Origin of the sequence: Marinovum algicola, from assembly GCF_900109145.1 — a bacterium.
In the GTDB taxonomy this organism is placed as follows: Bacteria; Pseudomonadota; Alphaproteobacteria; order Rhodobacterales; family Rhodobacteraceae; genus Marinovum; species Marinovum algicola.
This window is the reverse complement of sequence record NZ_FNYY01000002.1, coordinates 514,789-534,010: the sequence shown is the minus strand read 5'-3', so window position 1 is coordinate 534,010 and position 19,222 is coordinate 514,789. Positions and strand designations below refer to the sequence as shown.

Here is a 19,222-nt window from a genome sequence, read left to right as displayed (position 1 = left end):
CGCACATCCTCCTGCGCACGGTGGCTTAACGGTTCCTTAAGCCATGCATAGAAGCCGGAGAAATGGACCCGCAGAACCCGGCACATGGCCCGGACGCCGAACTCTCCGGGATGCGCCCGGATGAAGGCGTACTTCATTGGGACCCTCGCGCGAAGTACACCGTTGCCTTCGTCAGGGAAACGCCCCACCGGGGCCTTTCCTGATCCTCCTCAGTTTAGGATATCGCGCTCCTCGGTCACCCTGGCCAGCTCGCGCTTCAGCCGCCGGTTCTCGGCCTCATGATCCACGACCGGAACCTTTGGCGCGGGATCACCGAACAGCTTCATCCACTTGTAGAGCGAATGAGTGCTGACCCCCAATCGCCGGGAAACCTCCCGAACCGGATACCTCCGCACCATAATCTGATCACCGCATCGCGCTTGAAATCGTCGCTGTAATTGCTTGTCCCCATGTCGGCCCCCTTGCCTCAAAGTTTGGGGGCAAAGCGTCTACAAATCTAGGGGCATCTCAATTCGCTACACCGAGCGCTTGGTCGAGGCCGGACTGGAGCCATCGGTGGGCAGCGTCGGCGACTCGTATGACAACGCGCTGGCCGAAACGGTCATCGGCCTGTTCAAGACCGAGGTCATCCACCGACTTGGACCGTGGAGATCGGCCGATGCCGTGGAATGGGAAACACTGAAATAGGTCGAATGGTTCAACAACCGCCGCCTTCTCGGGCCGGTCGGGAACATCCCGCCAGCCGATGCCAAGCGCAACTTCTATGAAACGATCGAAGGAGTTAATATGGTCGCCTGAGACCAAGCAACCTGCCTCCGATGGAACCGGGGCGGTTCAAATCGCCGAGGCGTCGGGGTCGGTCTACGAAGTCATGGCGCACTTGTCGCACAGCGACCCGAAGACCGCCGCCATCTACGCCAAACGGATCCATCGCGCGCGCCTCGCCGAGCGTGCCGCGCGTAGAAGAGAGTGCGGAAAACGCCGCGGAAGCCAAGAGTGTCCCACGCCACGAAAATCGTGGGACACTGAACGAGGTAACGTCCAGTAAAACAATGGGTATTGAGAAAAAGTGGCAGCCCGTAGGGGAATCGAACCCCTCTTTCCAGGTTGAAAACCTGGCGTCCTAACCGATAGACGAACGGGCCACTCTGTGTCGCTGCGGGGTGGGCGGTGTGGCCAACCCTGCGGCGTGAGGCGGGTTCTAAGTAATGCGGTGGGATTGCGCAAGCGGAAAAATGAAAAAAATCCCGCGCGGGTGCGATTTTTTTCGGCGCAGCGCAGCGGCGGGTAAGCCTTTGATATCCTTCACTTGAGAGGCGGGGATTCTGCGGAAAACGATCCACAGGCGCCGAATCACCCGGTGGCGCGGGCCGCGTCGTCGAGGCGCAGCTGCACTTTCTGACGGCCGCCCCAGGTGTTGATGTCGAGCTTGCCCGCCAGATGAAACCGTGCGCCGCCGTGGTCGAGCAGGGTCTGGCCCAGCGGGCCGTCGAAGGCGCCAAAGGCGATGGCGTCGAGGGGCGGCGTCAGCCCGTCGGAAAAGCTCAGCCGCAGGTGGCTCTCGCCGGCGCGTTTGGCAAAGCGGATCGCCATGTCGGGAAAGGCAAAGCGCGGGGCCGGGGCCGAGGCGCCATAGGGGCCGGCGTCTTCCAGCCGGGTCACCAGTTCGGCCGTCGCCGCACCGGGCATCAACGCGCCGTCACAGCGCAGATCGGCCGGGCCCGCGTCGCCGGCGCCCTGGCGGGCGAGCAGCTCGGACAGGCGCTCCATCGCCGGCGCGAGCTGCGCGCGGGTCAGGCTGAGGCCGGCCGCCATGCGGTGGCCGCCGCCCTTGGTCAGGTGGCCTTCGGCGGCAAGTTTCTGAATCGAGACGCCGAGGTCGACGCCGGCCACCGAACGGCCCGAGCCCTTGCCCTCGTCACCGTCAAAGCCGATCACGATGGCCGGACGGTTGGTCAGCTCTTTCAGCCGCGAGGCGACGATGCCCACGACGCCCGGGTGCCAGCCTTCGCCGGCGGCCCAGACCAGCGGCGCATCGAGGCCACGTTCCTCGGCCTGGGCCAGCGCGGCGGCGCGCACTGCCGCCTCGATCTCGCGGCGGTCGGCGTTCAGCTCTTCCAGCCGGTCGGCCATGGCGCGGGCCTCGGCCGCATTGTCGGTGGACAGGAGCCGGGCGCCCAGATCGGCCTTGCCGATGCGGCCGCCGGCATTCACGCGCGGGCCCAGCACATATCCCAGGTGATAGGCGGCCGGGGCACAGTCGAGCCGGGCGGCATCGCAGAGCGCCACCAACCCGGTCCTCTGCCGGCCCGCCATGACCTTGAGCCCCTGGCGCACCAGCGCCCGGTTGACCCCGGTCAGCGGTGCCACATCGGCCACGGTGGCCAGCGCCACCAGATCGAGCAGCGCCATCAGGTCGGGCCCGCGCTCGCCGGCCTCGCGCAGCTGTCGCCCGGCTTCGACCAGGCAGAGAAAGACCACGGCGGCGGCGCAGAGATGGCCCAGGGCGCCATCCTCGTCCTGGCGGTTGGGGTTCACCACCGCCACCGCATCGGGCAGGGTCTCGCCCCCGAGGTGATGGTCGAGCACCACGACGTCAGCGCCCCGGGCGGCGGCGATCGGCCCGTGCGAGAGCGTGCCGCAATCGACGCAGAGGATCAGGTCATGGTCGCGCGCCAGGGCGGCCATTGCCGGTTCATTGGGGCCATAGCCCTCGTCGATCCGGTCCGGCACGTAAAGCGTCGCCTGCCGCCCGAAATGCCGCAGCCAGGCGATGAGCAGCGCCGCGGAAGATCCGCCGTCAACGTCGTAATCGGCAAAGATCGCAATGCGTTCGCCGGCCTTCAGCGCCCGCAGCAGGCGCGCCGCGGCCTTGTCCATGTCGCGCATCTGGCGCGGGTCGGGCAGAAGATCGCGCAGCTTCGGTTCGAGAAAGGCCTGGGCCTCGGCGGCCTCGACCCCGCGGCGCGCCAGCACCTGCGCCAGAGCGCGGGGCAGGGCGGTGGCCTGCTCCAGCAGATCGGCCTGGCGTTCGACGGCCAGGCCGGGGCCGATCCAGCGGCGGCCGGTAAGCGAGCGCTCGACATTCAGGAATGCGGTCATCCGGCGCCCCCGGTGATTTCGGCGGTGCTGCGGGCGGTGACGAACTCGCCATGCAGATGGCTGATGGCGGCGTCGTGGATCGCCTCGGGGTCGGGCGCGACAAGGCCCGCCCGCCACGAGGTGTCGGCATTGCCGGCAAAGGCGGCGCAGGCGTCATGCGCCAGCGTCACCGCGAAGTCGAGGTTGGCGGCCATGCGGCAGGAGGTCGAGACGCAATGCGGCGTGGTCAGCCCGCAGATCACCAGATGCGTCACGCCCTGCGCGCGGAGGCCGGTCTCGAGCCCGGTGCCGATGAAAGCGGAATTGACCGATTTCTCGTGCTGCGCCTCGCCGGCCAGCGGGGCGAACCCGGGCAGAAAGGCGATATCGCCGGTTTCGGGGTGCAGCGGACTGCCGGGGGTGGTGCTGAGATGGCGCACCATATGCAGGGGCCAGCCCTGCGCGCGCGCGTGATCCGCCAGCCGCAGGGCCTGGGCCTCTGCGTCGGGGTTGTTGCGCGCCCCCCAGGCCGGATCGCGAAACCCGGCCTGGAAGTCGATCATCACAAGGGCGGTTGCCGCCATCACTCTTCCGGGTGACGATAGATCATGCGGCGCACCGATCCGGTCTTGGACCGCATCAGCAGCGTCTCGGCGGTGGTCCAGCCCGGCGTGCGCTTGAGCCCCGGCAGCAGCGAGCCCGAGGTGACGCCGGTTGCGGCAAAGATCACATGGTCGGTCACCATGTCGTCGCGGGTGTAGACCCGGTCGAAGTTGGTGATCCCGGCCTTCGTGGCGCGGCCTTTTTCATCGTCGTTGCGGAACATCAGCTTGCCATAGATCTGCCCGCCCATGCATTTCAGCGCCGCCGCGGCCAGCACGCCCTCGGGGGCGCCGCCAGAGCCCATGTACATGTCAATGCCGGTCAGTTCAGGTTCGGCGCAATGCATGACACCGGCGACGTCGCCGTCGGTGATCAACCGGATCGCGCAGCCGGTGGCGCGCAGCTCGGCGATCATCTCTTCATGGCGCGGACGCTCCAGCACGCAGACGGTGATGTCGGTGGTGGAACAGCCCTTGGCGGCGGCCAGCGCCGAGACCCGCTCGGAGGGGCTCATGCTCAGCGTCACCACGCCGGGTTTGAAGCCGGGGCCGATTGCCAGCTTGTCCATGTAGACATCGGGCGCATGCAGCATCGAGTCGCGCGGACCCATGGCGATCACGGTCAGGGCGTTGGGCATGTCCTTGGCGGTCAGCGTGGTGCCTTCCAGCGGGTCGAGCGCGATGTCCACCGCCGGGCCCTTGCCGGTGCCGACCTCTTCGCCGATGAACAGCATCGGCGCCTCGTCGCGTTCGCCTTCGCCGATCACCACCGTGCCCTGGATGTCGAGCTGGTTGAGCTGATCGCGCATCGCGTTGACGGCGGCCTGGTCGGCGGCTTTCTCGTCCCCGCGGCCAATCAGCTTGGCGCTGGCGATGGCGGCCTGTTCGGCCACCCGGGCGAGGCCCAGAGACAGCATGCGGTCGTTGAAATCCTTGGGAGCCATCGGCGAAATCCTTTGCAACAGAAGCGTCGGCCTCTGACTACCTTGTGCGGGGACGGGGCCGCAAGTGGGTTGCGGCGTGCCGGGCGCGCGGGGCGGCGCATTTCCGGCCGCTCAGGGCGCGCGCACCGTGTGCCGGGCCAGCGCCGCCATGAAATCGGTGCGGGTGACGATGCCGATGATCCGGCCACGGTCCAGGACCGGCACCGCATCGATCCCCGCGCCAGCCATCATCGGCATCAGCGCGGCGATCGGGGTTTCGGCGGTGGCGCGCGGCCCGGCAACCGACATGATCTCGGCGGCCGCCACCGGCCGGTCGCGGTCGCGGTCGAGCAGCCGTTTCAGCGCCGGCCCGAAGCCCCGGTCGAGGCGCAGGGCGTCCTCGCGGGCGCGGGTGATCAGGTGGATCTGAAAGATCACCCCCAGAAACCGCGCCCCGGGCCCGACCACCGGCAGGGCGGTGAAACGGTGCCGGGCAAAGAGACGCGCCACCTCGGTCAGCGGGGTCTCGGGCGTCACGGTGACCAGATCGCGCGACATGATGTCGGCAGCCGCGAGCGGCCCGGTGCGATGGGACGCCGCCTGAAGCTCGGCGGCGCCGATCAGCCGGGCCAGATCCTCGACCCCGAGGTTGAGGGATTGGCGATAACGTTCGAGGATCGCCGCCAGCTCTTCCTCGGACAGCCCCAGTCGCTCGACCGGATCGGCATCCTCGGTGCCATGGTGGCCGGGGTCGTCGAATTGCCGCAGCGGATAGTGGCGCCCGGTCAGCCGGGCATAAACCGCCGCCAGGGCCACCAGCGCCGCCGTGCCGAGGGCGATCGGCGCCAGCGCAAACCAGAAGCCCAGGCGTTCGACCGCCTCGGGGCTCATCGCCGCCGTCATCGCCACCGCGCCGGCCGGCGGATGTACCGCGCGGCACAGGATCGTCACCGTCACCGCCAGCCCGACCGCAAGCGCGATACGCAGCGCGGACTCGGGCAGCAGAAGCGCCACCGTGACCCCCACCAGCGCCGCCAGGGTATTGCCGACGATGGCCGACCAGGGCTGCGCCAGCGGGCTGTTGGGCACTGCGAACAGCAGCACCGAGGAAGCCCCGAAAGGCGCAACCAGATAAAGCCCGAGTTCGAGATCGACCACCGGCGAGAGCAGGAACAGCCCGACGAGGGCAAGGCCCGCAAAGGCGCCGACCCCGGCGCGCAGCGCCTCACCGGACGCGGGGCCGGCCACGGCAGGGCCAAGAGAACGCAGAATGTGCAAGACGGGGCCCCTTTTGCGACTGCGCGCAAAATTTCAGCAAACCGCCCGAAGTTCAAGCATCGCGCAATTCGCGCCGCGCCCCGTCGTCAGACCTCTTCGATGCGCAGCGCCACCGGATCGCCCAGCACCACATCGGTCGTGCTGATGGCATCCAGCGCCTCGTTCAAGGCCGAGCGCTGGGTCTTGTGGGTCACGATCAGCACCGGCGCGGCCTCGTCGGCGTGATCGTATTGCCGCATCCGGTCGATCGAGATCCCGGAGGCGCCGAGCAGCGTCGCCACCTTGGCCAGGGCGCCCGGCCTGTCGCGCAGGGTCATCCGCAGGTAATAGGGCGCGGGCGCGGCGCTCTGTGCCGGCTGCGCCTCGGACAGGGTCTTTGCCGGCTGGCCGAAGGTCGTGACCCGCAGCCCGCGCGCGATGTCCATCACGTCGCCCATCACCGCGCTGGCGGTCGGGCCTTCGCCGGCCCCCGGCCCGCGCAGCACCACCTGATCGACCGCGTCGCCTTCGATCACCACCATGTTGGTGCCGCCCTCGAGCTGCCCCAGCGGCGAGGCGGCCGGCACCAGGCAGGGCGACATCCGCTGCTCCAGCCCGCGGCCGGTCATCTGCGCCACGCCCAGAAGCTTGATGCGATAGCCCATGTCGGCGGCGGCGCGGATGTCCTCGATCAGGATGCGGCCGATGCCCTCCAGCTCGACCCCGGCGAAATTCACCTGGGTGCCAAAGGCGATCGACGACAGCAGCGCCAGCTTGTGGCCGGCGTCGATGCCGCCGACGTCCAACTCGGGATCGGCCTCGAGAAAGCCCAGCTGGTTGGCCTCTTCAAAGACCGTGTCATAGGGCAGGCCGGCGCTCTCCATCCGGGTCAGGATGTAGTTGCAGGTGCCGTTCATCACGCCCAGCACGCGGGTCACCTCGTTTCCGGCGAGCCCCTCGGTCAGCGATTTGATCACCGGGATGCCGCCGGCGACCGCCGCCTCGAAGCGCAGAACCGCGCCATGGTCCTCGGCCAGCTGCGCCAGCTCCTGGCCATGCAGCGCCAGCATCGCCTTGTTGGCGGTGACCACGTCCTTGCCGGCCTTGAGCGCCGCCTCGGTCGCGGCCTTGGCCGGCCCGTCCGAGCCGCCCATCAGCTCGACAAAGACATCCACGTCATCGCGCTTGGCCAGGGCCACGGGATCGTCTTCCCAATCGTAGGCCGCGAGGTTCACGCCGCGATCCTTGTCGCGGGTGCGGGCCGAGACGGCGCTGATCTCGATCGGACGCCCGGCGCGCACGGCCAGAAGATGCGCCTTCTGCCGGACGATCTTGACCGTGCCGGTGCCGACCGTGCCAAGCCCGGCGATACCAAGGCGTAGGGGTGTGGTCATGGGGGGTCCTCCGGCAAGATCAGGCGTTTCGCGCGATGTATCGCCAAGTGCGGCAGGGTGCAACGGCAAGGATGCGCCCTGCCGTCTATTCGGGCAGGACGATCTCGCCGACGCCCCGGGCCATGCGCGCCCGGGTGCCCCGGTCGATCGCCGGACGGCGCAGCCGCGCGGTGCGCGCTTCGAGCCCCCGAATGCGCGCCAGCAGACCTTCGGCCAGGGCGGTCGAGGTGGTGGCCTCCGGCACGGCGGCCAGTTCCTCGACGCTGAGCAGCCGGGGATAGGGCGCGGCGTCCACCGCCGGGCCCTCGCTGTCGGCCAGTTCGGGAAACTGGGTACAGGCCGCCAGGCTCAGGCAGAAACTTAACCGGATCAGGCGCATGAGGGCTCCGCAAATTGCTCCCTTCCTCATGCCGCATCGGCGGCGGGAGGGCAAGGATTGGTGATTGATCTGAACGTTTGTTCAGTTCATTGTGGCGCCATGGCACGCACCCAAGGCTCGCATTCCGACATTACCGGCCCCAAGGTCCGCGACGCGGCGCTGCGGCTTTTTGCCCGGCACGGCTTTGCCGCCGTCTCGATGCGCCAGATCGCCGGCGAAGTCGGGGTCCAGGCCGGGGCGCTCTACAATTACACTCCCGACAAACAAAGCCTGCTGTTCTCGCTGCTCAAGGGGCACATGGACGATCTGCTGGCCGCCTGGGCGGCCGAACCGACCGCGCGGGATCCGGTCGAAAGCCTCGCCCGGTTCACCCGCTTCCACATCCGCTTCAACATCGAGCGGCCGGAGGCGATCTTCATCTCCTACATGGAACTGCGCAACCTCGCCCCCGAGAATTTCGCGGTGATCGAGAAGCAGCGCCGCGCCTATGAGGACGAGCTCGAGGCGATCCTGCGCGCCGGCGTCGCCCAAGGCTGTTTCGAGGTGCCCGATCCCAAGATCGCCACGCTGGCGGTGATCGCCATGCTCACCGGGGTCAATACCTGGTACCGGGCCGGCGGCCGGCTGTCGCTGGACGAGGTGCAACAGATCTACTGGGACATGGTGCGCCGCGCGGTCGGCGCCTGAGCCGCGTCTGGTCTTTCCTCTTGCCGAAAATACCGCGGGGGAGTCGCGGCCTGCCGCGACGGGGGCAGCGCCCCCATAGGCCGTGCGCTTTCCTGTCCCATCGCCCGCGTCCCGAACCTGCCCCGGGACCTCGCCGCCAGCCCCGAGGCGCGATGTCAGTTGCCGCGCCGTTTCGCGCGCAGGGTGGGATCGGCCTCGCGCGGATCCTCCGGCCAGGGATGGCGCGGATAGCGGCCGCGCATGTCGCGGCGGACATCGGCATAAGAGCTGTCCCAGAAACCGGGAATGTCCATCGTGGTCTGCACCGGGCGGTGCGCCGGCGACAGCAGGGTGACGCGCAGCGGCTGGCCGGCCACCGTCGGATGGCGGGTCTGGCCGAACATCTCTTGCAGCCGCAGGGTGATCTCGGGGTGGGCGCCGGAGTAATCGATCGGGATCTTCCGGCCCAGCGGCGTCACGAATGCGGCGGGCACCGCCCGGTCGAGCGCCTGGATCTGATCCCAGGAGAGCCGTGCCACCAGGGCATCATGCGGATCGAATCCCTTCCATTGCTCCGCCGTCCGGAGGCCGGTGATATAGGGAAGCAGCCATTCCTCGAGCTCCGCGAGCAGCGCCGCTTCGGAGACATCCGGCAGATCGACGCCGCCATCGCGCGCCACCTCGATCCGGGCCACCAGCCGGGTCGCGCCCTTGCTCATCTTCAGCCCCAGCTCGCGCACCCCGTCGAGCATGGCGCGGGCCACCCGGTCCTCCGGTGCATCACTCCAGATCCGGTCCTGAAGCGCGATCTGCCCCAGCCGCTCCTGCTGTCGCGCCACCACCCGCCGTTCGCGTTTCGACCAGTCGCAGAGATCGACCCAGGCGATCTGATCGGCAAAGAGCGCGCGGATCTCCGCCTCGGAGATGGCGATGGCCTGGCGGATGCGGGCCTCGCGCGGGTTGCCGTCTGTGTCGGTCACCACGATCAGCCGCTGGCCGGCCAGCGGATCGGCGGGCTCCATCACCGCCCCCTTGCCGCCCGACAGCACGTAGCGCGGCGCGTCCCCCTGGCGGCGCAGCCCGATGCGGTCGGGATAGGCCAGCGCCGCCATCTGCGCGGCGCTCAGCGCGCCCGCAGGGCCGCGCCCCGCGGCACGGGTCAGGCGCTTCGCCTCCTGGTTGATGCGGTCGAGCGCCGGGCGGTGCAGCTCGTAGGGCCGGCGCTGGCGGAAGCCGCGCGGATCGCGCAGCGCCTCGAGCCTGAGCGCCAGGTCCACCGGCGCGCCGCGCAGCGGATCGCGGTCGGCCAGCAGCGCCGCCAGCGCCGCCGCCTCGGGCCCGGCCTCGGCCAGCATATGCGCCAGTCGCGGATGCAGCGGCAACGCCGCCAGCCGGCGGCCATGCGCGGTGATCCGGTTGCCGGCATCAAGCGCGCCCAGCATCCGCAAGAGACCCTGCGCCTCGGCCCAGCTGCCGGGGTTGGGCGCGGTGAGGAAAGGCAGCTCGTCGGCGCTGGCGCCCCAGAGCGCCAGCTCCAGCGCCAGCCCCGCCAGGTCGGCCACCTCGATCTCGGCCGGGGCAAAGGCCGGCAGCGCACCGTCCTCGCCCCGGGTCCAGAGCCGGTAGGCCACCCCCGGCGCCACCCGGCCGGCGCGGCCCGCCCGCTGGGTGGCCTCGGCGCGGCTGACCTTTTCCGTCACCAGCCGCGACATGCCGGAGCCGGGATCGAAGCGCGCGCGCCGTGCCCGGCCGGCATCCACCACCACGCGGATGTCCTCGATGGTCAGCGAGGTCTCGGCGATCGAGGTCGCCAGCACCACCTTGCGGCCCTGGCTCTCGGGCCGGATCGCAGCGCGCTGCCGGGCAAAGGGCAGGGCGCCATAAAGCGGCCGCAGCTGGCAGTCGCCGGGCAGGCGCGCGCTCAGCAGGGTCTCGCAGCGGCGGATCTCGCCCTCACCGGGCAGAAAGACCAGCACGCCCCCCTCGGTCTCTGCCACCGCCCGGGTCACCAGATCGGCGCAGGCCTCGGCGATCCGCGCCTTGGGCCCCAGCGGCCGGTCGAGCCAGCGGGTCTCGACCGGGAAAGAGCGGCCCTCGGAGGTGATGACCGGCACATCACCCATCAAGGCCGCCACCGGTGCGGCCTCAAGCGTTGCCGACATCACGATCAGCCGCAGGTCGTCGCGCAACGCCTCGGCGATCTCGAGGCAGAGCGCGAGGCCCAGATCGGCATTCAGCGAACGTTCGTGGAATTCGTCGAAGATCACCGCGCCGACGCCGGAAAGTTCCGGGTCGCTTTGAATCATCCGGGTCAGGATGCCTTCGGTGACCACCTCGATGCGGGTGTGTCTGCCGATGCGGCTCTCGCCCCGAATCCGGTAGCCCACGGTCTCGCCCGCCGTCTCGCCCAGGGTTTCGGCCATGCGTTCTGCGGCGGCGCGGGCGGCCAGCCGGCGCGGCTCGAGCATCAGGATGCGGCCGTCGACCAGCCCGGCCTCGAGCAGGGCCAGCGGCACGCGGGTGGTCTTGCCGGCGCCGGGCGTCGCCTGAAGCACGGCGCGGCCCTGGGCCGCGATCGCCGCCAGAAGTTCGGGCAGCGCGTCGTCGATGGGAAGGGGCAGGCGGGGCGTCATGCCGGCCTTATCGCCGAATGAGCAGCACCCGTCCACGCAGAGTTTTGGCGTCGATCCGGCTGACCTGCCAATGACCCGAGGCCGCCGGCGCATAGGATAGCTCGAAGGGGAAGGTCCGGCCTTCCTTCAGCGCCTTGCGGGAAAACCCGCCTTCGCGGATATACCGGCCCTTGCAGACCACCCGATCGGTGGCGCGGCTGTCTTCGGAGGTGGTCAGCCGGATGCGCCGCTCGCCGTCGAAATAGACGGTGTCGAGCCGGCAGAGATCGTCGCCATCGCGCGCCCGCAACAACTGCCAGAAGGCGGTCAGCGGATCGAGCGCGTCGCCCTGGCTGCGCGGATCGAGCCAATGCGCGTCGGGCTCTTCGCTTTCCTCCAGCACCGGCAGGCCGCCGCGATAGGCGATCACCTTGTCGCTGCTGCGCCGCCCGGTATCGAGGCTCTCTTCATAGCGCAGCGGCGCATAGCTGTCGCCATTCACCCGTCCGGTCACGTCGGCACGGTAGCGAAATCGGGCGATCGCGGCGATCAGGCCCGAGGATTTCACCCGGCCTGTCGCCGCGTACTGCCCGTTCTCGCGGGTCATTGCAAAGCGCACCTCGCCGGCCTTGAGACCGGCAAAATAGACCTCGAATCTGCCGGTTTCCGAGGCCGGCTGCGCTGCCGTCGCGCTGCCTGCGCCGAATGAGGCGGCCCCCAGCGCGAAAAAGGTTGTCAGGGCACAGAGCCTGTGCCGCATATGCTGCCCGATCATCTGTGGTGTTCCCGAGTCCTGCGCGGAAATGCATTGTCCGGTGGATTGTCGCCACCGCTCTGGACTAGAGGTACAAGCCGAGGCAGAAATTGCCAGCCGGTCCGCCTGCCGGGCCGCCAGCGCGCGAATTCCCGCGTATGCGGGGCGGGCTCTGTGCGGAAAGATGCCGGTCGCAGTAAAGTGAGGGACGAGATGGAGATTGCCGAACTGGCCGAGCGGGTTCTTGCCGGAGAGAGACGGGCGCTGTCGCGGGCGATCACGCTGATCGAAAGCCAGCGCGCGGATCACCGGGCCAGGGCCACCGAGCTGATGGAGCATCTGCGCGAATCCGACCGGCAGGCGCTGCGAATCGGGCTTTCGGGCACGCCCGGCGTCGGCAAATCCACATTCATCGAAAGCTTCGGCCTGATGCTGACCGGGCAGGGCAAGCGGGTGGCGGTGCTGGCGGTCGATCCCTCGTCGGCCCGTTCCGGCGGATCGATTCTCGGCGACAAGACGCGGATGGAACAGCTCTCGCGCGACCGCAACGCCTTTATCCGCCCCTCGCCCAGCCAGTCGCATCTGGGCGGCGTGGCGCGGCGCACCCGCGAGGCGGTGCGGCTCTGCGAGGCCGCCGGGTTCGACGTGGTGCTGATCGAGACCGTTGGTGTGGGCCAGTCCGAGACGGTGGTGGCCGAGATGTCGGACCTCTTCCTGCTGTTGTTGGCGCCGGCGGGGGGCGACGAGCTGCAAGGGGTCAAGCGCGGCATCATGGAAATGGCCGACCTGATCCTCGTCAACAAGGCCGATGGTGACCTGAAAGCCACCGCGACGCGAACCTGCGCGGATTATTCCGGCGCCCTGCGCCTGTTGCGCAAGCGGCCTCAGGATCCGCCGGGCTATCCCAAGGCGCTGACCGTCTCGGCGCTCGAGGAACAGGGGCTGGAGACTGCCTGGGACGAGATGCAGGCCCTGACCGGCTGGCGCCGCGACGAGGGCCATTTCGACGCGCGCCGCGCCGATCAGGCACGCTACTGGTTTGCCGAGGAGGTGCGGCAGGCACTGCTCGCGCGATTGCAAGCGCCGGCGGCCCGCGAGGCGATGCAGGCGTTGTCAGACGCGGTGGCCGAGGGCCGCACGACCCCGGCGCAGGCGGCACGGGACATGGTGACCCGGCACCTCGGCGGATGAGGTCGGAGACCCTCTTTGACGGGGCGCTGCTGCGCGCCACGCTGTTCAATCCGGGCCAGCGCGGGCTTTTTGTCAGCTTTCGTCAAAGACTTGCCGAGCCGGGCCACTTTGGCGATCCGCGACCGGTGCGCAGTTTTACCAATGCGGGCATGAGCCACCTGCACCTGCAATCGCGTTGGAACGACTGGTACATCAACCCGGAGACCGAGGCGCTGGAGGCGGCGCTTGTGGCGCATGCGGCGGGCTATGACGACGCCTGCGCGATGGGATTCTCCATGGGGGGGTATGCCGCCTTTCGCTTTGCCGCGGCGCTGCGGCTGCGCCGGATCATCGCGGTGTCGCCGCAATTTTCGATCTCGCCGCGGCAGGTGCCCTTCGACCGGCGCTACCGCGATTGCGCCAGCGGCTTCGACGACGTGCTCGGCGATCTGTCGCCGCGTGGCGCACCGGTGCAGGGGGTGATCCTCGCCGATCCGTTCCGGCCGCTCGATATCCGCAATGCCGCGCTGATCGGGATGGCCTTTGCCGGCATGCGGATCGCCCGGCTGGCCGGTGGCGGACATCCGGCGACGGCGGTGCTGCGCGACGCCGGGCGGTTCGGCAAGTTGCAGGCGCAGCTCGGCAAGCCGCGGGTGCCGGCGCGGCGGATCGTGATGCTGCATCGCAATGCCCGGCGCCGGAGCCCGACCTATTGGCGCCATCTGGCTGCGCAGGCAGAGAAAACCGGGCGCCACGCGCTGGCCCGCACCGCCCGGGCCCGGGCGGCCACGCTGGCGGCGGAGCCGGGTTGAAGAACCGCCCGGCTTTGTCACGAGGCTCTTGACGATCCCCGGCCGCGCGCGTAATAGCCTGCAAACCAGATTCCGGGCGCGGCCTATGCGGCGCCCTTTGATATTTGCGGGGCGCGTCCGGGCCAAGGGGTTCGATGTCCTGCTCTGAAACGATGAGGATGATCACATGTCGCGCCGCTGCGAACTGACCGGAAAAGGCCCGATGACTGGCAACAACGTCAGCCACGCCAACAACAAGACCAAACGTCGCTTTCTGCCCAACCTGAACGACGTGACCCTGCAATCCGAAACGCTGAACCGCGGCATCAAGCTGCGGATTTCGGCCTCGGCCCTGCGCTCGGTGGACCACCGTGGCGGTCTCGACAAATTCCTGGCGAAAGCCAAGGACGCCGAGCTGTCCGATGCGGCGCTCAAGATCAAGAAAGAGATCATGAAAGCGCAAGCCGCCGAGGCCTGAGCTTTCTGATGTACCGCGGCCTTTCGGGGCCGTCAGACCCTCGTCGGCCCACCCGGCGGGGGTTATTCTTTTTGCGCCTGTGCCAAGTGCGGCGCGCCGGGCAGGGCGCCGGATATTTCCAGAACCAGCTTGCGCTTGACCGCCTCGGCAAAGGAGGCGCGGCTTTCGGCGGTGACCACGAAGGCCCCCATGCCGCCGATGATCCGCTGTTCATAGAGCGCCTCGAGCCCGCCCTGGGCGCGCCCCGGATCGCCGGGCCGCAGGATCGGCAGGGCATTGATCGTGACCCCCGCCGCCAGCACCTGCGCCCGCGCTTCGGCAATGCCCGGCCCGGAATGATTGTTGGCGCTGTCGCCGGAAAAATCGATCACCCGCCGCCAGCCCTGGATGTCGTTTTGCTCGATCTGCCGCAGCCCTTCGAGCAGCGCGCCGCCAATGGCGTTGCGGCCCCGCGCCTGGCGCGGCTGGGCCAGCAGATGGGCGGCGAATCCCGCTGCCGCCTCGGCCCCGTCGATCCGCGTCCAGGGGGCAATGACGGCGGTGGTTTCGGCCCATTCGATATAGGTCACGGCGATGGTGCCATAGGCGGTGCCGGCGATTGCGGCCAGAACCTCGGGGTCGGTCAGGGCGGCGGCATAGCCCTGGCGCTGAAAGGCGATCTCGCGGCTGTCGATCGAGCCGGAGGCATCGGCCAGCAGCACCAGTTCGAGATCGGTGTCCTGGGCCAGCGCGGCGGCGGGCAGGGCGAGGAGGAGGCAGAACAGAAGCTGGCGCATGGTGCCACGATAGCGGCATGCGGCCGGCGGGCGGCTCACGTTTGTGTCACCGGGCGGGGCGACTATCCTTCGGGATAGTCAGCTTCGCCCAATGCGCTTTTGCGCTGCGGCGGCGGGGCGCGCTATACCAAGGACACGCGATATGTGATCCGCCGCAAAGCGCACACCCCTGAAGCGGTATCGGGCCGGAAGGTCAGAGCCGCTACGCGGCGGGGCGGGTCACTTCTCGTCAAAATATCAACCCTCCATTGTGAACGGCGATGGGGCGGCCCTGAACAGGCCGCCCCATGTGCCCTGCGCGGGTCACTTGGCCTTGGGCGTCCCGATGTTGAGCGGTTTTCCGAGGCCCGAATGCGCGGTGGCGAGGACCTTGGGTTTTTCCTGCTTGGGTTTCTTGGCTTCTTTGTTGCCGCGGTTCTTGTGTTTGGACATGGGTGATCTCCGAGGGATATCCCGCAGCGGAATTGCCACGGGCCGTCGCATCGTCAGACGATCAGGGTTGCCCGTTTCGGCGGGGCGATGATCCTTGGGAAGCGGCAGGGGTGAGTCGTCCTCACCGGGGCTGCGGCGGGGAATTTACGCCTGTGGCGGAGCGCTCGCAAGAGGGATGATGGGGGGGTGCGGTTGTGCGATGCGCGCGGCGGTCGCCCATCTCACCCGGCCCGGAATCAAGGCCGCAGGCCGCCGGTCTCTCGGCGCTTGCCTTGCAAACGCCTGCCCGCTCGATCGGGCTGGCGCTTTGGCTGGTCTTGCTGCTCCGAATGTCTGGGGGAAGTGCTTGGCTGGGATAAAGCGCTTTCGAACGGAGGGAGCAGCGCCACCCCGCGGGCAGGCGTTGGCCCGGCTTTCCATCTAACCAAGAATACGGGTTTCAACGTTGCTGTACGTAATTCTACGCTCAAGACTCAGGCTGTTCTTCAGGATACAGGTGTCGAGTTTTGCGGTCGAAAGTGCTATCGCATCGCGGGCATATTTGTTTTCGGAAATTTTGAGGATGCAATTGCAGAGCTATCTGCGACCCATCTGTTTCAAGGCATAAAGTGCAAATTGGGTTTCCGACTGGATTGCCATCAAGCTGTTTATACCAACTGTCGGCAATCTTTATCAGGTCTCCTTTCTCTACCAATCTCTTGGCTAATTCTTTGAGTTCCTGATCTTTTGCATGCATAGCCGTGGCTAACTCGGTGAGGTTGATTTGCGTCTCGGCTAGCTTCGAAGACAGCTCAGCAATCCTCAACTTGTAGTCGGCCTCATCCAGTTGGCGATCAATACTGTTTAGTTCCCTTACCAAACCAATACTGGCTGTCAGCGATGAGATAACCGCGCCAACGTCCATAGATATTCTCCTTTAAAAATCCAACTCTTCGACAAACTTCGCATTCGCCTGGATATATTCGAACCGCTTCTCCGGCTTCTTGCCCATCAGCCGCTCCACCAGGTCGCCGGTCTCGCCGGGCTCGTCCTCGTCGATCGACACCCGGATCAGCTTGCGCGTCTCGGGGTTCATCGTGGTTTCCTTCAGGTCCTTGGCGTCCATCTCGCCCAGACCCTTGAAGCGCGAGACCGAGATATTTCCCTTGCCGCCGAGGCCCTTCTCCAGCCACATGTCGCGCTCGGCCTCGTCGAGGCAATAGATCCGCTTGGCCCCCTGGGTCAGCCGGAACAGCGGCGGGCAGGCGAGGTAGAGGTGCCCGCGGTCGATCATCGGCCGCATCTGGGTAAAGAAGAAGGTCATCAAGAGCGCCGCGATATGGGCGCCGTCGACGTCGGCGTCGGTCATGATGATGATCTTGTCGTAGCGCAGATCGTCGATGTTGAACTTGGTGCCCAGCCCGACGCCAAGGGCCTGGGACAGATCGGAAATTTCGGCGTTCGAGCCAAGCTTGGACGAGGCCGCGCCGAGCACGTTGAGGATCTTGCCGCGCAGGGGCAGCAGCGCCTGGGTCTTGCGGTCGCGCGCCATCTTGGCCGAGCCGCCAGCCGAATCGCCCTCGACGATGAACAGCTCGGTGCCCTCGCGCGAGGTGGCCGAGCAATCCACCAGCTTGCCGGGCAGGCGCAGCTTCTTGGTGGCGGTCTTGCGCGCGGTTTCCTTTTCCTGCCGCCGCCGCAGCCGCTCTTCGGCGCGCAGCACCAGGAAATCGAGGATCGCGCCGGCGGATTTCGTGTCCGAGGTCAGCCAGTGGTCGAAATGGTCGCGCACCGCGCCCTCGACCAGCTTCGAGGCCTCGGTGGTGGCCAGCCGGTCCTTGGTCTGGCCGACGAATTCCGGCTCGCGGATGAAGCAGGAGACCAGCGCGCAGCCGCCGGTGATCAGGTCGTCTCGGGTGATCTGCGCCGCCTTCTTGTTGTTCGACAGCTCGCCATAGGCGCGGATGCCCTTGAGGATCGCCGCCCAGAAGCCGGCCTCATGGGTGCCGCCCTCGGGGGTGGGGACGGTGTTGCAATAGGACTGGATGAACCCGTCGCGCGAGGGCGTCCAGTTGATCGCCCATTCCACCTTGCCCGGGGTGCCGAATTTCTCCTTGAAATCCACCGTCCCGGCAAAGGGTTTCTCGGCATAGGTCGACGCGCTGCCCAGGGTCTCGGTCAGGTAGTCCGACAACCCGCCGGGAAAGTGGAAGGTGGCTTCGGTCGGGGTCTCGCCATCCTCGATGGCGCTCTTCCAGCGAATCTCGACGCCCGAGAACAGATAGGCCTTGGAACGCACCATCTTGAGCAGGCGGGCGGGTTTGAAGCGGTGCTTGCCGAAGATCTCCTCGTCAGCGTGAAAGGTCACCGTGGTGCCGCGCCGGTTGGGGGCGGCGCCGACCTTGGCAACCGGGCCCAGCGGCAGGCCGCGGGAAAACCGTTGCTCGAAGAGCTCCTTGTTGCGCGCGACCTGGACAACCATGGAATCGCTGAGCGCATTGACCACCGAGGCGCCGACGCCATGCAGACCGCCGGAGGTCTCGTAAGCCTTGCCCGAAAACTTGCCGCCGGCGTGCAGCGTGCAGAGGATCACCTCGAGCGCGGATTTGCCGGGGAATTTCGGGTGCGGGTCGATCGGGATGCCGCGGCCGTTGTCGCGGATGGTGATGGCAAAATCTTCGTGCAGCTCGACCTCGATGCGGTTGGCATGGCCGGCGACGGCCTCGTCCATCGAGTTGTCGAGCACCTCGGCCACCATGTGGTGCAACGCGCGTTCATCGGTGCCGCCGATGTACATCCCGGGCCGCTTGCGCACCGGTTCCAGCCCTTCGAGCACCTCGATATGGCTGGCATCGTAGTCAGAAGGGTCCACCGGTGTAAGAAGATCGTCGGCCATGTCCGCTGCTCTTTGTTGCTCTTGATTGGCGCGCAGTATGGCAGAGCGCGCCGGGCGGGGGAAGGGTGCGGATCGCCCACTGCGCCCGAACGGGCTTGTCATTGGCGCCATGGTGGCGATTATCCGCAGAACCACAATCAGGGAGGCAGACATGCGCATCGCATTCACCGGCGGCAACGGCAAGGCAGGCAGGCATATCGTTCCGTGGCTTCGCGAGCGGGGACACCGGGTGCTCAACCTCGATCTGAATGCCCCGCAGGAGCCCGACAACCTGTCGGTCGATCTCACCGACAGCGGCCAGGTGTTCAATGCGCTCTCGAGCCTGTCGGGGTTCGACGAGCTTGACCGGCCCGAGGTGCCGAAGTTCGACGCCGTGGTGCATTTCGCCGCGCTGGCGCGCATCCTGATCCAGCCCGACAACGAGACCTTTCGGGTCAACACCCTGTCGACCTACAACATCCTGGAGGCGGCGGTGAAACTGGGCATCCCCAAGGTGATCTTTGCCTCGTCGGAGACCACCTATGGCATCTGTTTCGCCCAGGGCGAGGTAAAGCCCGACTACCTGCCGGTGGACGAGGAGCATCCGGTGGTGCCGCATGACAGCTATGCCATGTCCAAGGTCTGCAACGAGGCTTGCGGGCGGTCGTTTCAGGCCCGGTCCGGGATCGACGTCTATGGCCTGCGGATCAACAACGTGATCGCGCCCGAGGAATACGCCAGCGACTTCCCGGCCTACATGGCAGATCCCTCGCTGCGGCGGCGCAACATATTTGCCTATATCGACGTGCGCGACCTGGGGCAGATGGTCGAGAAATGCCTCGAGACCGACGGGCTGGGTTATGAGGTGTTCAACGTTGCCAACGACGACCTTTCGGTCGAGTTGACGAACGCAGAGGTCCGTTCGCGGTTCTACGACGGTGTGCCGCTGCGCCGCGAGATGGGCGAGGCCGAGACCTTCTACAGCAACCGCAAGGCCAAGGAGATGCTGGGCTTCCAGCCCGCGCATTCCTGGCGCGAGGTGCTCGGATAGGG

At 67.6% G+C, this 19,222-nt stretch carries 17 protein-coding genes, 1 tRNA gene and 2 pseudogenes; 6 read left to right on the top strand and 14 right to left on the bottom strand.

What is annotated here, in order from left to right; all coding sequences use genetic code 11:
• Nucleotides 1–451: pseudogene (locus BMW90_RS26950) on the bottom strand (transposase); the annotation flags it as partial.
• Between the two features lie 44 nt (nt 452–495).
• Between BMW90_RS26950 and BMW90_RS05465 the strand changes: the two are divergent.
• Nucleotides 496–798: pseudogene (locus BMW90_RS05465) on the top strand (IS3 family transposase); the annotation flags it as partial.
• Between the two features lie 272 nt (nt 799–1,070).
• On the opposite strand, the gene BMW90_RS05460 reads toward BMW90_RS05465, so the two are convergent.
• The 7 genes from BMW90_RS05460 to BMW90_RS05430 all read right to left on the bottom strand — a co-directional run bounded on the left by BMW90_RS05460 (nt 1,071) and on the right by BMW90_RS05430 (nt 7,636).
• Nucleotides 1,071–1,145: transfer RNA gene (locus tag BMW90_RS05460), tRNA-Glu, on the bottom strand.
• Between the two features lie 208 nt (nt 1,146–1,353).
• The gene (gene recJ, locus BMW90_RS05455; RefSeq protein WP_074835414.1) at nt 1,354–3,102 is read right to left on the bottom strand and encodes a single-stranded-DNA-specific exonuclease RecJ; all 1,749 of its coding nucleotides are present in this window, start codon (nt 3,100–3,102) and stop codon (nt 1,354–1,356) included.
• Nucleotides 3,099–3,665, bottom strand: a complete 567-nt coding sequence (locus tag BMW90_RS05450) for a cysteine hydrolase family protein (RefSeq protein WP_074835413.1) — start codon at nt 3,663–3,665, stop codon at nt 3,099–3,101. Before BMW90_RS05450 ends, recJ begins: the two co-directional genes overlap by 4 nt.
• Nucleotides 3,665–4,627, bottom strand: a complete 963-nt coding sequence (glpX, locus tag BMW90_RS05445; protein WP_074835411.1) for a class II fructose-bisphosphatase — start codon at nt 4,625–4,627, stop codon at nt 3,665–3,667. Before glpX ends, BMW90_RS05450 begins: the two co-directional genes overlap by 1 nt.
• Before the next feature lie 111 nt (nt 4,628–4,738).
• Entirely contained in the window at nt 4,739–5,884 is a 1,146-nt protein-coding gene (locus tag BMW90_RS05440) for an HPP family protein (protein WP_074835410.1), read from the bottom strand.
• An 86-nt stretch (nt 5,885–5,970) separates the two neighbouring features.
• Nucleotides 5,971–7,257: a homoserine dehydrogenase gene (locus tag BMW90_RS05435; RefSeq protein ID WP_048530495.1), complete on the bottom strand. Its 1,287-nt coding sequence runs from the start codon at nt 7,255–7,257 to the stop codon at nt 5,971–5,973.
• An 85-nt stretch (nt 7,258–7,342) separates the two neighbouring features.
• Complete coding sequence (locus BMW90_RS05430) at nt 7,343–7,636, bottom strand: hypothetical protein (RefSeq protein WP_074835408.1); 294 nt, start codon at nt 7,634–7,636, stop codon at nt 7,343–7,345.
• Nucleotides 7,637–7,735: 99 nt separating this feature from the next.
• On the opposite strand from BMW90_RS05430, the gene BMW90_RS05425 reads away from it, so the two are divergent.
• Nucleotides 7,736–8,323 carry a TetR/AcrR family transcriptional regulator gene (locus BMW90_RS05425; RefSeq protein ID WP_074835406.1) on the top strand — a complete coding sequence of 196 codons (588 nt, stop codon included), beginning with the start codon at nt 7,736–7,738 and terminating at the stop codon, nt 8,321–8,323.
• 155 nt (nt 8,324–8,478) lie between these two features.
• On the opposite strand, the gene hrpB is transcribed toward BMW90_RS05425, so the two are convergent.
• A complete protein-coding gene (hrpB, locus tag BMW90_RS05420) occupies nt 8,479–10,935 on the bottom strand; it encodes an ATP-dependent helicase HrpB (RefSeq protein ID WP_074835405.1) in 2,457 nt (818 codons plus the stop codon).
• 7 nt (nt 10,936–10,942) lie between these two features.
• The gene (locus tag BMW90_RS05415; RefSeq protein ID WP_074835403.1) at nt 10,943–11,689 is read right to left on the bottom strand and encodes a DUF3108 domain-containing protein; all 747 of its coding nucleotides are present in this window, start codon (nt 11,687–11,689) and stop codon (nt 10,943–10,945) included.
• Between the two features lie 192 nt (nt 11,690–11,881).
• On the opposite strand from BMW90_RS05415, the gene meaB reads away from it, so the two are divergent.
• The 3 genes from meaB to rpmB all read left to right on the top strand — a co-directional run bounded on the left by meaB (nt 11,882) and on the right by rpmB (nt 14,107).
• Nucleotides 11,882–12,859, top strand: a complete 978-nt coding sequence (meaB, locus tag BMW90_RS05410; RefSeq protein ID WP_074835401.1) for a methylmalonyl Co-A mutase-associated GTPase MeaB — start codon at nt 11,882–11,884, stop codon at nt 12,857–12,859.
• Nucleotides 12,856–13,650: a hypothetical protein gene (locus BMW90_RS05405; RefSeq protein WP_074835400.1), complete on the top strand. Its 795-nt coding sequence runs from the start codon at nt 12,856–12,858 to the stop codon at nt 13,648–13,650. The genes meaB and BMW90_RS05405 overlap by 4 nt, the downstream gene beginning before the upstream one ends.
• Nucleotides 13,651–13,816: 166 nt before the next feature.
• On the top strand, nt 13,817–14,107 hold the full coding sequence (gene rpmB, locus BMW90_RS05400) for a 50S ribosomal protein L28 (RefSeq protein WP_074835398.1): 291 nt from the start codon (nt 13,817–13,819) through the stop codon (nt 14,105–14,107).
• Between the two features lie 62 nt (nt 14,108–14,169).
• Here rpmB and BMW90_RS05395 read toward each other — a convergent pair whose 3' ends face one another.
• The 4 genes from BMW90_RS05395 to parE form a co-directional block, all read right to left on the bottom strand.
• Nucleotides 14,170–14,883 (bottom strand): DUF1194 domain-containing protein, encoded by a 714-nt coding sequence (locus tag BMW90_RS05395; protein WP_048530508.1) that lies wholly within the window; start codon nt 14,881–14,883, stop codon nt 14,170–14,172.
• Between the two features lie 303 nt (nt 14,884–15,186).
• On the bottom strand, nt 15,187–15,315 hold the full coding sequence (locus BMW90_RS27170; protein WP_274564490.1) for a hypothetical protein: 129 nt from the start codon (nt 15,313–15,315) through the stop codon (nt 15,187–15,189).
• Nucleotides 15,316–15,781: 466 nt separating this feature from the next.
• Nucleotides 15,782–16,219 (bottom strand): hypothetical protein, encoded by a 438-nt coding sequence (locus BMW90_RS26290; RefSeq protein ID WP_139211221.1) that lies wholly within the window; start codon nt 16,217–16,219, stop codon nt 15,782–15,784.
• A gap of 12 nt (nt 16,220–16,231) precedes the next feature.
• Nucleotides 16,232–18,190 carry a DNA topoisomerase IV subunit B gene (gene parE / locus BMW90_RS05390; protein WP_074835397.1) on the bottom strand — a complete coding sequence of 653 codons (1,959 nt, stop codon included), beginning with the start codon at nt 18,188–18,190 and terminating at the stop codon, nt 16,232–16,234.
• Nucleotides 18,191–18,341: 151 nt separating this feature from the next.
• Here parE and BMW90_RS05385 point away from each other — a divergent pair, with 151 nt between their 5' ends.
• A complete protein-coding gene (locus BMW90_RS05385; RefSeq protein ID WP_074835395.1) occupies nt 18,342–19,220 on the top strand; it encodes an NAD-dependent epimerase/dehydratase family protein in 879 nt (292 codons plus the stop codon).
• Nucleotides 19,221–19,222 lie beyond the last annotated feature (2 nt).

What these genes read in the sequence shown, in the direction of transcription:
- BMW90_RS05450 (WP_074835413.1), bottom strand. Translation starts at nt 3,665, where the DNA reads ATGGCGGCAACCGCCCTTGTGATGATCGACTTCCAGGCCGGGTTTCGC.
- BMW90_RS05385 (WP_074835395.1), top strand. Translation starts at nt 18,342, where the DNA reads ATGCGCATCGCATTCACCGGCGGCAACGGCAAGGCAGGCAGGCATATC.
- BMW90_RS05425 (WP_074835406.1), top strand. Translation starts at nt 7,736, where the DNA reads ATGGCACGCACCCAAGGCTCGCATTCCGACATTACCGGCCCCAAGGTC.
- recJ (WP_074835414.1), bottom strand. Translation starts at nt 3,102, where the DNA reads ATGACCGCATTCCTGAATGTCGAGCGCTCGCTTACCGGCCGCCGCTGG.
- BMW90_RS27170 (WP_274564490.1), bottom strand. Translation starts at nt 15,315, where the DNA reads ATGTCCAAACACAAGAACCGCGGCAACAAAGAAGCCAAGAAACCCAAG.
- BMW90_RS05415 (WP_074835403.1), bottom strand. Translation starts at nt 11,689, where the DNA reads ATGATCGGGCAGCATATGCGGCACAGGCTCTGTGCCCTGACAACCTTT.
- BMW90_RS05405 (WP_074835400.1), top strand. Translation starts at nt 12,856, where the DNA reads ATGAGGTCGGAGACCCTCTTTGACGGGGCGCTGCTGCGCGCCACGCTG.
- BMW90_RS05395 (WP_048530508.1), bottom strand. Translation starts at nt 14,883, where the DNA reads ATGCGCCAGCTTCTGTTCTGCCTCCTCCTCGCCCTGCCCGCCGCCGCG.
- BMW90_RS26290 (WP_139211221.1), bottom strand. Translation starts at nt 16,219, where the DNA reads ATGGACGTTGGCGCGGTTATCTCATCGCTGACAGCCAGTATTGGTTTG.
- hrpB (WP_074835405.1), bottom strand. Translation starts at nt 10,935, where the DNA reads ATGACGCCCCGCCTGCCCCTTCCCATCGACGACGCGCTGCCCGAACTT.
- glpX (WP_074835411.1), bottom strand. Translation starts at nt 4,627, where the DNA reads ATGGCTCCCAAGGATTTCAACGACCGCATGCTGTCTCTGGGCCTCGCC.
- BMW90_RS05430 (WP_074835408.1), bottom strand. Translation starts at nt 7,636, where the DNA reads ATGCGCCTGATCCGGTTAAGTTTCTGCCTGAGCCTGGCGGCCTGTACC.
- rpmB (WP_074835398.1), top strand. Translation starts at nt 13,817, where the DNA reads ATGTCGCGCCGCTGCGAACTGACCGGAAAAGGCCCGATGACTGGCAAC.
- parE (WP_074835397.1), bottom strand. Translation starts at nt 18,190, where the DNA reads ATGGCCGACGATCTTCTTACACCGGTGGACCCTTCTGACTACGATGCC.
- meaB (WP_074835401.1), top strand. Translation starts at nt 11,882, where the DNA reads ATGGAGATTGCCGAACTGGCCGAGCGGGTTCTTGCCGGAGAGAGACGG.
- BMW90_RS05435 (WP_048530495.1), bottom strand. Translation starts at nt 7,257, where the DNA reads ATGACCACACCCCTACGCCTTGGTATCGCCGGGCTTGGCACGGTCGGC.